This window comes from Hongsoonwoonella zoysiae, assembly GCF_013266695.1.
In the GTDB taxonomy this organism is placed as follows: Bacteria; Pseudomonadota; Alphaproteobacteria; order Rhizobiales; family Stappiaceae; genus Hongsoonwoonella; species Hongsoonwoonella zoysiae.
Window position 1 is genome coordinate 1,056,324 of sequence record NZ_JABRXF010000001.1, and the last position, 12,133, is coordinate 1,068,456.

Annotated in this window: 12 protein-coding genes; 5 read left to right on the forward strand and 7 right to left on the reverse strand. The window is 60.9% G+C overall.

Annotated features, from left to right (window positions below; all coding sequences use genetic code 11):
* Positions 1-101: 101 nt before the first annotated feature.
* On the forward strand, positions 102-920 hold the full coding sequence (locus HPQ64_RS04915; protein WP_172887226.1) for a MipA/OmpV family protein: 819 nt from the start codon (positions 102-104) through the stop codon (positions 918-920).
* 39 nt (positions 921-959) lie between these two features.
* Here the strand turns inward: HPQ64_RS04915 and HPQ64_RS04920 are convergent, their stop codons facing one another.
* Positions 960-1,775 (reverse strand): pentapeptide repeat-containing protein, encoded by an 816-nt coding sequence (locus HPQ64_RS04920; protein ID WP_172887227.1) that lies wholly within the window; start codon positions 1,773-1,775, stop codon positions 960-962.
* A gap of 242 nt (positions 1,776-2,017) precedes the next feature.
* Between HPQ64_RS04920 and HPQ64_RS04925 the strand changes: the two genes are divergently transcribed.
* The gene (locus tag HPQ64_RS04925) at positions 2,018-2,458 is read left to right on the forward strand and encodes a L,D-transpeptidase (RefSeq protein WP_172887228.1); all 441 of its coding nucleotides are present in this window, start codon (positions 2,018-2,020) and stop codon (positions 2,456-2,458) included.
* Positions 2,459-2,919: 461 nt separating this feature from the next.
* Here the strand turns inward: HPQ64_RS04925 and HPQ64_RS04930 are convergent, their stop codons facing one another.
* The 4 genes from HPQ64_RS04930 to HPQ64_RS04945 all read right to left on the reverse strand — a co-directional run bounded on the left by HPQ64_RS04930 (position 2,920) and on the right by HPQ64_RS04945 (position 6,484).
* On the reverse strand, positions 2,920-3,948 hold the full coding sequence (locus HPQ64_RS04930) for a patatin-like phospholipase family protein (protein ID WP_172887229.1): 1,029 nt from the start codon (positions 3,946-3,948) through the stop codon (positions 2,920-2,922).
* A 62-nt stretch (positions 3,949-4,010) separates the two neighbouring features.
* Entirely contained in the window at positions 4,011-4,793 is a 783-nt protein-coding gene (locus tag HPQ64_RS04935; protein WP_172887230.1) for a 3-hydroxybutyrate dehydrogenase, read from the reverse strand.
* Between the two features lie 163 nt (positions 4,794-4,956).
* Positions 4,957-5,736: a hypothetical protein gene (locus HPQ64_RS04940; RefSeq protein ID WP_172887231.1), complete on the reverse strand. Its 780-nt coding sequence runs from the start codon at positions 5,734-5,736 to the stop codon at positions 4,957-4,959.
* Positions 5,737-5,824: 88 nt separating this feature from the next.
* On the reverse strand, positions 5,825-6,484 hold the full coding sequence (locus tag HPQ64_RS04945; RefSeq protein WP_172887232.1) for a hypothetical protein: 660 nt from the start codon (positions 6,482-6,484) through the stop codon (positions 5,825-5,827).
* Between the two features lie 167 nt (positions 6,485-6,651).
* Here HPQ64_RS04945 and ispG point away from each other — a divergent pair, with 167 nt between their 5' ends.
* Genes ispG through HPQ64_RS04960 form a run of 3 tightly spaced genes read left to right on the forward strand, consistent with a single transcriptional unit; the run spans position 6,652 to position 9,535 of the window.
* Positions 6,652-7,911 (forward strand): flavodoxin-dependent (E)-4-hydroxy-3-methylbut-2-enyl-diphosphate synthase, encoded by a 1,260-nt coding sequence (gene ispG / locus HPQ64_RS04950; protein WP_425483810.1) that lies wholly within the window; start codon positions 6,652-6,654, stop codon positions 7,909-7,911.
* Positions 7,908-8,801 (forward strand): pyridoxal kinase, encoded by an 894-nt coding sequence (pdxY, locus tag HPQ64_RS04955; protein WP_343035922.1) that lies wholly within the window; start codon positions 7,908-7,910, stop codon positions 8,799-8,801. The genes ispG and pdxY overlap by 4 nt, the downstream gene beginning before the upstream one ends.
* Positions 8,798-9,535 carry a DUF429 domain-containing protein gene (locus HPQ64_RS04960; protein WP_172887234.1) on the forward strand — a complete coding sequence of 246 codons (738 nt, stop codon included), beginning with the start codon at positions 8,798-8,800 and terminating at the stop codon, positions 9,533-9,535. Before pdxY ends, HPQ64_RS04960 begins: the two co-directional genes overlap by 4 nt.
* Positions 9,536-9,544: 9 nt before the next feature.
* Here HPQ64_RS04960 and HPQ64_RS04965 read toward each other — a convergent pair whose 3' ends face one another.
* Complete coding sequence (locus tag HPQ64_RS04965) at positions 9,545-10,789, reverse strand: L,D-transpeptidase family protein (RefSeq protein ID WP_172887235.1); 1,245 nt, start codon at positions 10,787-10,789, stop codon at positions 9,545-9,547.
* A gap of 268 nt (positions 10,790-11,057) precedes the next feature.
* The gene (locus HPQ64_RS04970) at positions 11,058-12,011 is read right to left on the reverse strand and encodes an acetyl-CoA carboxylase carboxyltransferase subunit alpha (RefSeq protein ID WP_172887236.1); all 954 of its coding nucleotides are present in this window, start codon (positions 12,009-12,011) and stop codon (positions 11,058-11,060) included.
* Between the last annotated feature and the right edge of the window lie 122 nt (positions 12,012-12,133).

Below are 12,133 nucleotides of genomic sequence, written 5' to 3' on the forward strand. Positions count from 1 at the left end.
CGCGACATTCGCGGATTCGTTAGTAGATGCGCTTCGAAACGGGGTTATAACGTGTCAGAAATTTCCTGACGGAACCGTCTTTCGAGCTGGATACCCACAACATGCCGCGATCGCTTGTCACCCGCGCCTGCCTTGCTGCCGCCACGCTTGCAACCGCCTCCGTGGCGCAGGCGCAGGATGGATATCTCGCGCCGGAAGACAGGCCCCTACCGCAAAAGCAATATGTGCTCGATCTCGGCGGCGGAGCGATTGTCCAGCCGCGCTATCCGGGTGCGGATGATTATCTCGTCTATCCCTTCCCGATTATCGCCGTCGGCCGGTTCTATCTGCCGGGCCTCGGGCAGATCGTCGACGGGGACGTGGTCAAGCGCGGCTTCTTCTTTTACCCGTCTTTCGATTTCAATGGCGAGCGCAAGGCGTCGGATTCTTCGGATCTGACGGGCACGCGCACGGTCGACTGGGCACTGGAGCTCGGGCTCGGCGCCGGGTATCGCTACGACTGGCTGCGCGGCTTTGTGGAACTGCGCCAGGGCATCAATGGTCACCATGGCCAGGTTGCCGATTTCGGTATCGATGTCATTACGAACCCGCTCGACCGGCTGGAGTTCAGCATCGGCCCGCGTGCGTCCTGGGCATCGGAAGATTACATGGACACCTACTTCGGGGTAACGCCCGGCGAAGCTGCCGCTTCGGGCGGTATCCTCACTTCTTATGACCCGGATGCGGGTTTCAAGACGGTCGGCGTGGCAGCACGCGCAAGCTACGCCTGGACCGACAACACGACCTTTCACCTTCAGGGTGGATGGGACCGTTTCGTCGGCGACGCCGAAGACAGCCCGATCGTCAGCCGCGGCGATGACGACCAGTTCTCAATCGGCATCGGCGTGAGCTACCGCTTCGGCTTCGACATTTTTAATTGAAAGTAGCCCCGTCCGCACGGCGGAGGCGTATCTCCGGAGTCACTTGCAGGGTTTCAGCTTGATACCTTCCGGAACACGTGTCCTGCTGTTCCCGCACGCGTTGATGATGCGGCGTGGATCAAGGCCGCGCACGTCGGTAAGGTTGGCGCCTGCAAGCTTGGTATGTCGTAAAAGCGCGCCTTCCAGATTGGCCCCGGTGAGATCCGCTTCGGAAAGATCGGCGCTCGTCATGCGCGCCCCGGAAAGATCCGCTCCGCGAAAAATCGCCCCAATAGCCACGGCGCGGTCGAAATCCGCATAGGGAAGGCGGGCATCGGTAAAATCCGCTCGCTCGAGGTTTGCCCGTTCGAAGTCGGCGGTGTCCATTTTCGCATCTCGGAACATCGCGCCCGCGGCGCTTGCGCGAATAAGGTTTGCGGCGCGTAGGTCCGCCCCGGTGAAATCGACTCCCGTCGCATTGACTTCCGCCATATCCGCATCCCGCAGATCGGTCTCAACCAGGATCGATTTTGCGATATTCGCTTTTTCCAGGTCGATTCCGCGCATCTTGGCATAGGTGAAGTCGCTGCCGGACAGATTGGCCCGCTCAAGTTCCGCCCTGCGAAGGTCCGCTTCCCTGAGATCGGAGTTCGTCAGTATCGCACCTTTCAGGTCGGCCTCGCGCAAATTGGCTTTGTTCAGATTGCCTTCATCGGTATCGAGCGCACGCAGCTCCGCAAGCTTTAGATCGCACCCGGGGCAGGATCCGCTTGCCAGAAGCTTGTCGACCGATATCTGGTCGGCCTGAGCGGGCAGGGCCGTTGCTGCGGCCAGGGTGAATGCGGCGGCGAGAGTGGCAAGGCGAGCGGCGATCATTTGTTCCGTCCCGGACAGACATCTTCTTTTCAGATTTAGGGTATTCGCCCCTTGCAGGGAAGGTGGAGCGGTATGGATGCTGCATGAAAGTGACCATGGTGCTTGACGGGTGATCGAGTTTCGCGGCCGAGGCGATGAAATAATATGCTACCCTGACGTAATAATATTGTGCGCCGCGGGTGGTGCGTTACGAGATCAGGTCCCGGCCCGAAGGCACGTAGTCGGTTGTGGAGGAAGAGGTCATGCGTAACTTTCACAAGGTGGTGGCATGCGTTTTCGTCTCCGCCATTCTCGTGGCTTATCCGATATCATCCGTCGAGGCGGCAAGCATCGTTGCCCGGATAGACCTCTCCGAGCAGCGGATGCGCGTCTACATAAACGGCTTTCCACGCCACAGTTGGCCCGTTTCCACCGCAAGGCGGGGGTATCGCACTCCGGTCGGCAGTTTCCGCCCGGGCCGGATGCACAGGCGCTATTTCTCGCGAAAATACGACGGCGCGCCTATGCCGTGGTCGGTGTTTTTCTATCATGGCTATGCCATTCACGGCACGGATCAGATCAGGCACCTGGGCCGGCCCGTGTCGCATGGGTGCGTTCGTCTGCATCCGGACAACGCACGGCGGCTTTTCACGCTGATCAAGCAGAACGGAAAGAAGAATGCGCGAATCATCGTAACGCGCTAAGATTTTGTTTACGAACCGGCGCTTCCGCTCTTCGCTGTCGCGAATGTCCTGAGGTAGGGTCCGTTCGAATCCGGCATTTCCCTTCGCACTGGAGCGGAATGCCATGAGTGGCGGAACGAAGAAGGCGGCGGGGTCGCATTGCCGTCCTTCTTCGTTCGCCAGTCGCTGACGACGCACAACCTGACGATCAGCGTGCCAATGATGGAGCAAAACTCTTGCCAAATCGTTGGTGCGCTGATCGGTCTACATGCGGTGTGAACCTCGATAAAAACCCCAATATCTGGCGGTTGTTAAGGATTGTGTAGTCTTCTCCGCGATGCAAGCTGCAATGCAGGACGCGAGTGGGGGTAAATATCGGTTAACGCGTTAATTTTCTTAAGAAGTTTCGTTCGATTTCCAAAAGCGGCAACATCGGAATAGGGGCGTGGCCGGAGAGCGGTGTATGACTTCCCCGGATGAGGTCATCCGAATTCCTCCCTGAGATTGATGGTCGAACGCTCGCCGATCGCCTCGAAGTTTTCGCGCGCCCATTCTTGCGCGGTGGCGCGTCCGATATCGCGAAGTTCGGTCAGAAAGGCCCATTCGGCATTGAGTTTCGAAGAGGACTGCAAGGGTTTCAGCTCTTCCGCCGTGATGCGGTGAACATGCACCTTCATGTATGTGTTGCTGTCCAGCTTGCCTTCCTCGATAAGCCGGGTGACGAAGTCGATCGCGCGCATTTCCCTCATGAGGGTGGAATTGAATGTGATCTCGTTCAGCCGGTTCAGGATCTCGCGTGCAGAGCGCGGCGTTTGCCGCCGCTCCAGCGGATTGATCTGGATGAGAACGACATCAGGCGTTCTGGTGCCGTAAAACAGGGGATAGAGCGGCGGATTGCCCATGTATCCGCCGTCCCAATAGGGCTCACCGTCGATTTCCACCGCCTGGAAAAGATGCGGCAGGCAGGCGGAGGCCATGACGGCATCCAGCGTGACTTCCTTTTCCGAAAAAACGCGGATTTTGCCGGTGTGGACATTCGTGGCGGCGATGAAGAGCTTGATCTGCCTGCAGTGGTGGACGGCATCGAAGTCGACGGCGCCCGCCACGATGTCGCGAAGCGGATTGAAGTTGAGCGGGTTGAACTCATACGGCGAGGAGAACCGCGAGACGAGGTCGAAGGCCAGGTAACTGGGCGAAAAATCAAGGCTCCATTGCCCAAGCGCATAGTCAACCGGAGTGCGTTTGATCGGGCTCAGAAAAGCGCCGTAGCTCACCTCCCGCCAGAAATCCTCCAGCGCCTCGCGGGCTCCTTGCGCTCCGCCTTTCTGGTATCCGGAGGCAAGCACGACGGCATTCATCGCGCCCGCCGACGTGCCGGTGATGGCGTCGATCTCGAAATCCTCGGTCTCAAGCAGCCAGTCGAGCACGCCCCATGTGTAAGCGCCATGCGCACCGCCGCCCTGCAGCGCCAGGTTGATTCTTTTCGGCGCGCTCTTTTCCTTCTTTGCCACGGTCGATGTCCTCACATGGCTGCGGCGCGACGCGGATAGCGCACGCTGCACCGCTAGCGCGCTTACTGGGCCGTCCAGCCTCCGTCCATCTGCAGCATCGTGCCGGTGATGGAGCTTGCTGCATTCGAGCACAGGAAGATCGCCATTGCCGCGACCTGGTCCACGGTCACGAACTCCTTGGTCGGCTGCGCGGCCAGCAGGACGTCGCGTTTCACCTGCTCCTCGGTCATGTTGCGCGCCTTCATCGTATCGGGAATTTGCGCTTCCACCAGCGGCGTCCAGACATAGCCCGGGCAGATTGCGTTGACAGTGATCTTCTGCTGGGCAACCTCGAGGGCCACGGTCTTCGTAAGGCCCGCAATGCCGTGCTTCGCCGCCACATAGGCCGATTTGAATGGCGATGCGACAAGGGCATGCGCCGAGGCCGTGTTTATGATCCGGCCCCAGCCCTTGCGTTTCATGCCGGGAAGGGCGGCGCGGATCGTGTGGAAGGAGGAAGACAGGTTGATGGCGATGATCTGATCCCACTTTTCGACCGGGAATTCGTCGATCGGGGAAACGTGCTGGATGCCGGCGTTGTTCACGAGAACATCCACCGCGCCGAATTCCTTTTCCGCATCGGCAATCATTGCCGAGATTTCGTCCGGCTTCGTCATGTCGGCGCCGGAATAGACGCATTTCACGCCGAATTCGCGCTCGATGCCGGATCTTTCCTTTTCGATGGCGCCCGCGTCTCCAAAGCCGTTGATCACGATATTGGCGCCTTCCCTGGCCATCGCCTTGGCGATTGCAAGTCCGATACCGGATGTGGAGCCGGTTACGACGGCGGTTTTATTGGCAAGCATGCGGTGTCTCCCGTTTTCGTGCGTCGCCGGCTGCCGGATTTGGCCAGCGTGTCGTGTTCGCCTGCCCGCATATGAGCGCAACTCGCGTTGCACCGCAATATAGGGCGAAAGGCGAAGGGAAAACGGTACGCCCGGCATCGCGGTTCGCGGTTGCGGCTTAACCTCAGTCGCGCGCCAACCGCTCGAGCATGATCTTGTAGCCGCCGGTCAGAATGCCGATCGTCAGGGCAAGCGAGAGGATCTGCAGCGCCACCCACAGTATCCCGGATTTCAGGACGAAGTAGACGCCGAGAAACCATTGAAAGGATACAAGGTTCAAGAGCGTGTCGATTAATTCCCGGGCCAGGCCGATGACGATGGAAATGCCGAGCAGTGCGAACAGCATCGGATAGCCGAGGCTTTTGCTCATGCGCCATGCTTCGCCCAGGCCGAGCGGCCTGTCGACCGCGCCTGCGGGCAAGATCAGCGAAAGACGCAAGACGGCAGGAACAATCAGGAAGATGACGGCCGCCGCTGTCAGGATGGCAAGGAAAGACATCGGGTCTGAAATCGCGCCCCTGGCGGCGGCGCTGAAGGAATGAACGGTAAAGCCGACCGCGAACATCAATGCAAAGGAAATGACTCCGACCAGGACGGTTCGGCCCAGATAAGCCCATTCGCGCGCGCCGATCTTGAGGTGGGTGATGCCTGGCGTTTCATCCAGAAGAAGACAACGGTGCCAGCTGACGGCGATGGAAGCGTTCGCGACAAGGCCGAACAGGATGACGACGATCAATGCGGCACTTGTCAGTTCCGGGTCGCCTTTCGATCCGATGAAGGCCATGACGGCACTCATAAGCGCGATCAGGATCAGAAACCAGGCCCAGCAAAGGCGCACGAACACGTCGAAATTGTAATAGAGCGCCTTGAAGGTTCCCTGGAGCAACCGGAATGTCGTACGCATGGACAAATCCTTAAAAAATCGATGATTTTGCGCTATGGTTGCGTAAAGGCGGCATCGTTATCGTAGCGTCAACAAATTGTTTCGAATCCTATCCGCGGTCGCGGCTCATGTGGTGGGCGGTTGCTATGGTCCTCAGGGCCTGGGACCGTTTCACGTCATCCGCCGAAAACCCCACCTCCTCGGCGAAGCGTTCGCGGACCAATGCGTATATTGTTGCATGCAGACTTGCGAATATCCAAGTGACGATCGCCATGGTCCCCATCGGGAAAAGGGCGGAGCGCAATTGGGCGGCCATTCCGCCTTGCGGGATGAAGGCGTCGGCAATGAAAAGCAGAAGCGCCCAGGCTCCCGTGGCAAGTCCGCACGCCAGGATCGCAACCGTCCCGGCAAGAACGAGGGCCAAGCCGAGCCCGCGGGTCGCACGCCAGGATTCTCCCAGGCTCAGATCGTCGTCGACGGCTGCCGCCGGCAGGATCAGCGATAACTTCAGCACCATCATGAGCGCCAGGAACGGGGTGGCGACAACCGCGAGCAGGCGTAGCGCCCTTGCCTTTTCGATGTCGTCGGCGCCTTCGAAAGGCTCGGTCATATAGGAGCCGGTGGTAAATCCGCCGTCGGGGGCAAGCGCCATGCTGATTGCGAGATTGACTGCGACCAGCAGCAGCATATACCCCCAGCCTGCGGCAAACAGCGTGCCGAAGCGGTTGAGTGCGAGTTGCGCGGTCCGGCTCAGGACGGCAATGATCATTGCGGCTTTCGGCCTCGCAGGTCAGCTTCCTTGGCGTTTCGTGCAAGTTGCGGCATCCATCGCCTCTTGCCTACCGTCCTGCCGGGCATTAGGTCATGTACTCATAAAACGTGCGGCGGAAGTCCGCAAATGTTTGGGCTATCCTCATGAAGAATGTCAGCGACCAGATGAGTGACGTCAGCGGCCCCGCGCCACGTCGGGTGTCCGTGCCGGTCAAGGTCGGTTCCGTCGTCGTCGGCGGCGATGCGCCGGTCGTCGTCCAGTCCATGACGAACACCGATACGGCGGATATCGATTCAACGGTCGCGCAGGTCTCCAGCCTTGCCCGCGCCGGCTCCGAGATCGTCCGGATCACGGTCGACCGCGAGGAGGCGGCCGCCGCCGTGCCCAAAATCCGCGAAAGGCTGGAGCGGATCGGCGTCTTCGTTCCGCTCGTCGGCGATTTTCATTATATCGGCCACAAGCTTCTGGCGGATCATCCGGCCTGCGCCGAAGCGCTTGCCAAATACCGGATCAATCCGGGCAATGTGGGTTTCAAGGACAAGCGCGACACCCAGTTTTCCCAGATCATCGACATCGCGCTGAAGCACGACAAGCCGGTCAGGATCGGCGTCAACTGGGGTTCGCTCGACCAGGAACTGCTCACCCGGTTCATGGATGAGAACGCCAATAGCGCCAGGCCGGTATCAGCGGCCGCCGTCATGCGCGAGGCGATTATCCGCTCGGGTCTGCTTTCCGCCGAACGAGCCGAAGAGCTCGGCATGGGCCGAGACAAGATCATCCTGTCGGCCAAGGTCAGCCAGGTTCAGGATCTGATATCGGTCTATTCCGAGCTTGGCCGGCGCTGCGATTACGCGCTTCATCTGGGCCTGACGGAGGCCGGCATGGGCTCCAAGGGCATTGTCGCCTCCTCCGCCTCCATGGGCATCTTGCTGCAGCAGGGTATCGGCGACACGATCCGCGTTTCGCTCACGCCGGAACCTGGCGGCGATCGTACGCGCGAGGTGCAGGTCGCCCAGGAGCTTCTCCAGACGATGGGCTTCCGCTCCTTCGTTCCCGTCGTTGCCGCATGCCCAGGCTGCGGGCGCACCACGTCGACCGTATTTCAGGAACTCGCCAGCGATATCGAGGAAAACATCCGCGTGTCGATGCCCGAGTGGCGGGAGAAATATCCAGGCGTCGAGGCGCTTCAGGTCGCCGTCATGGGCTGCATCGTCAATGGTCCGGGGGAAAGCAAGCATGCGGATATCGGCATTTCCCTGCCTGGTACAGGCGAAACGCCGGCAGCCCCCGTTTTCGTGGATGGCAAGAAGGTCGCTACCCTGCGCGGGCCGGCCATTGCGGATGACTTCAAGAATATGGTGGCCGATTATATCGAGCAACGCTTCGGGCAGGGCGCAAAACCTGCCATGAAGTCCGCTTCGTGATCGGCTCGCCCATGTCGCCGCAGCATCCTTCGCCGCTTCCCACCGTTCTTGTCGTCACGTCGCAGGTCGTCAGTGGCGCCGTCGGCGGGCGCGGAGCCGTCTTCGTTCTCGAGCGGCTCGGCTTTCCCGTCTGGTTCGTCCCGACGGTCCTGTTGCCATGGCACCCGGGTCATGGCCGGGGAACGCGCATTGTCCCGGCCAGCGAGAGTTTTTCAGGACTTGTCGATGATCTTGCCGGGTCTGGAAGCCTGAGCGGTATCGGCGCGGTCATCACCGGGTATTTGGGTGACGCCGGGCAGGCAGCGCAGGTCGGCCGGCTGGTGGATGCTGTCAAGGCGGCCAATCCCAAAGCCTGGCATGTCTGCGATCCCGTGGTCGGCGATGCGGCCGGGCTTTATGTCCCCGAAGCGACGGCAGACGCTATCCGAGATGAGCTTGTCGCCCGCGCCGATATCGCGACGCCCAATCGCTTCGAGCTTGCCTGGCTTGCCGGGTGCGAAATCGAAACGGAAGCCGATGCGATCGCGGCGGCGCGCATGCTCGGGCCGGAACGCGTGGTGGTGACGTCGTCGCCGGCTCTCAGGCGCAACTCCGCCTGCAATCTGCTGGTCGGGCCGAATGGCGTTCTGGCCGCCGAACACGGCCTTGTCCCTGATGCGCCGCATGGAACGGGCGATGTATTTTCCGCCCTGTTCACGGCCCGCCTTCTGGAGAAGCATGGTGAAGAAGGCGCGTTGAAGCGCGCGGCCGCCTCCACATTCGAGCTTGTGGCCCGTAGTGTGAAGCAGGGCTCCAGCGAGCTTCTGTTATATTCGGAGCAGGGCTCTATCCTTGGGCCGATGGCGCTTGTTTCTTCGCGGCGGGTGCTTGAGCGCCCTCGCACGGCGTGAGCGCGCCGGAAAAAGCGCTGGTTGCAGGGGTTGATGGCGCGCGCTCCGGCTGGATCGCCGTATTACGCGATCTTGCTGTGCCCGGGCGTGCCGAGGTCAGAACCGTCTCTCATTTTTGCGAGATTCTGGCGTTTCGACATGCGCCCTCGGTTGTGGCCGTCGACATACCGATCGGCCTGCCAGATCGAGCTGGCATCGGCGGGCGCGGACCGGAGCGGACGGTTCGCCCGTTACTGGGTGAGCGGCAGTCGTCCGTATTCTCCATTCCCTCAAGAGCGGCAGTTTATTGCGATGATTATGGAAATGCCTGCCGTATAGCGCTGGAGACCTCCGATCCCCCGCGCAAGATATCGAAGCAAGCGTTCAACATTTTTCCGAAAATCCGCGAAATCGACGAACTGATGACGCCCCACCTTGAGCACTGTATTTACGAGGTTCATCCGGAAGTGGCTTTCTGGCGGCTGAACGGCGAAAAACCGATGTCCTTGCCGAAAAAGGTGAAAAGCAGTGCAAACCGGCCCGGCCTTGAGGAAAGGGCGAGGCTTCTTGAAGGCTTCGGCTTTGCGAGGACGTTTCTCGATCAGCAACTGCCGAATGGCGCAGGGCGTGACGATTTGCTGGACGCTTGCGTAAATGCGTTGATCGCGGAGCGCATCCTTCACGGTCGGGCGCGCCCGCATCCTGAAAACTTCGAAAGGGACGGGCGCGGCCTTCGCATGGCGATCTGGGCCTGAAAGTGCCGCCTATTCGGGTTTGGCGGAAGGTGGCGGGGCTTCGCCAAGCGCGGGATCGGGAGCGGTGGCGGCCGTTTCCTCTTCACCGCCGAAACTGGGGATCCACCGGCTGAAGAAACCGCCCTTGGACGGCTTGTCCTGTGCGGCGAAGGCGGTTGTCGGGATGGGCGTCGCGTTGACGGCTCCGGCCTCCGTCGCCTGGGGCTTCGTTCCCGCTGTCGCGCTGGCAATCGCGGTGTCGGCCGCTTTTGCGGCATTCGTTGCCGTCGCAACTGCCGTGTCCGTTGTTTTTGCCGGATTCGCGTCAGGCGTTTCGCTCTCGGCCGCCTCGGCGCCACCGCCGAAGATCGAGGCGATTGCCTCTTTGCGCTTTTCGGCGCGTTCCCGGCTTGCGACGATCTGCCGGATCTTTTCCTCGTCCCGCTTCTGCTTGGCAAGGACGGCAAGCTCGACGGAATCCGGCACGTCGAATTCCGGGCATTGGCCCACTGCGTTGAAGGGCACGCCTTCCACCAGCTTCGTGGCATCGAAAACATATTGCTTGTCGCAAACGGCGATCTGCGGCGGGCGTTTTGTGACCTCGAAGTGGTCGGAACCGCGCTTCAGCATCTTCCAGAAGTCGTAGTTCTCGTTGTCGACGAAACGCGCCATGTTTTCCGCCGTCATGCGGAAGGGGAGAGCCTGCACCTGGAAGGAACGCTGGCCGCCACGGAAGGAATCCCGCGCAAGCGCGTAGATGTCCTGGATCTGCGGGTCCGTCATCGCATAGCAGCCGCGCGACGAGCACGCCCCATGCACCATCAGGTGGCTGCCGGTACGCCCGTGCGCCCGGTCGAAGCTGTTCGGATAGCCCATGTTGAAGGCGAGGTGATAGTTCGAATTCGGGTTCATCAGGGCCGGCGTGATCTCGTAGAAGCCTTCGGGCGCCTGGCGGTCGCCCTCTTTCTTCTTCGGCCCCAGCTCGCCGGACCAACTGCAGATTTCGAAGGTATCGAGCAGCTTGAACTTTCCGTCCTTCGCTTCCTTCCAGACCTCCAGTTCCGAATCTTCCTTGTAGATGCGGATCATGATCGGAGATTCAGGGGCGAGGTTCAGGCGCTCCATCTTGGCCTTGATCTCGGAACTGACGGGGCGCATGTGCTTGGGCCCGTAGCCCAGCTCGTCGGCCTGGCAGGCGGCAAGGAAGCCCGCGACAAGCAGGACGCTGGCTGTTTTGAGCCCTTTGGTCCGGAAGCGAGATGCGAGAGCCTTCATCGTCGAAGATCCAGCCTGTTGATCCGTTTGAGCATTTACCGCGATGCGGGATTGACCACGCACCATATACGTTTGCCCCCGTCTGTCGACGCTATGCGCTTAAGGTTGATCAGACGTTACTGTGGTTCGGCAAAATCCCGGCACTAAAGTGCCGTAATCGGCTGGTCTTGCGTCAGGAATCCGGCAATTTGGCGGCAAAGGCTCCATGCAGGGAAAATCTCTGCGCGCCTGTTGCATCTTCGCGACTGTTCCCGGGCGGGGGGCCGGTTCAGAGGCCGCGCCCGATTTTTAGGAATTTTTCCCGCCGCTGCCTGCGGATTTCATCTGCCGGCATGTCGTCGAAACGGGCAAGCGCGGCTTCGATAGCGCCGCCCGCGCGGTCGATGACGGTCTCCTTGGCGCGATGCGCCCCGCCGAGCGGCTCTTCCACGATCTCGTCGATGATGCCGAGTTTCATGAGATCCTGTGCGGTAATTTTCATGTTCGTTGCCGCATCCTGGGCGCGCGCGCTGTCGCGCCAGAGGATCGAGGCTCCGGCCTCCGGCGAAATCACGCTGTAGATCGAATGCTCCAGCATCGCCACATGGTTCGCCGTCGCGATCGCGATCGCGCCGCCCGATCCGCCCTCGCCGATGATGAGCGCGACATTCGCCGTGTCGAGCATGAGGCAGGCGTCGGTGGAGCGGGCGATTGCTTCCGCCTGACCGCGTTCTTCCGCGCCGATGCCCGGATAGGCTCCGGCGGTATCGACCAGCGAGATGACGGGAAGGCCGAAGCGCCCCGCAAGTTCCATGATGCGTACCGCCTTGCGGTAGCCTTCAGGGCGCGCCATGCCGAAATTGCGCTTCAGGCGCGATTGGGTATCGTTGCCTTTTTCCTGGCCGATCACGGCGACGGAACGTCCGCGAAACCGGCCGAGCCCGGCGACGATTGCGGCGTCTTCGGAGAATTTCCGGTCGCCGGCAAGCGGTGAGAAGTCCTCGATCAGACCTTCGATATAGTCAATGGCGTGCGGCCGGTCGGGGTGCCGCGCCACCAACGTCTTCTGCCAGGGCGTCAGCTTCGCGTAAATGTCCTTCAGCGCCTGATCGGCTTTGGTTTGCAGCCGCGAAATCTCCTCGTCGACGTCGACCGCTTCGCCGCTCTGCGCAAGCGACTGCAGCTCGTGGACCTTGCCGGCCAGGTCGGCGACCGGCTTTTCAAATTCGAGGAAGCTGTGCATGGGCTCAATATCTCGCGGATGGTGCCGGTAACGGAAGAATAGACACTCCGTTGCGTTGCGGCGCGACACTGGCGAGAGCGGGCGCCGCTGTCAAGGCTGCAAAGGGGCCTGTTGTCGTGACC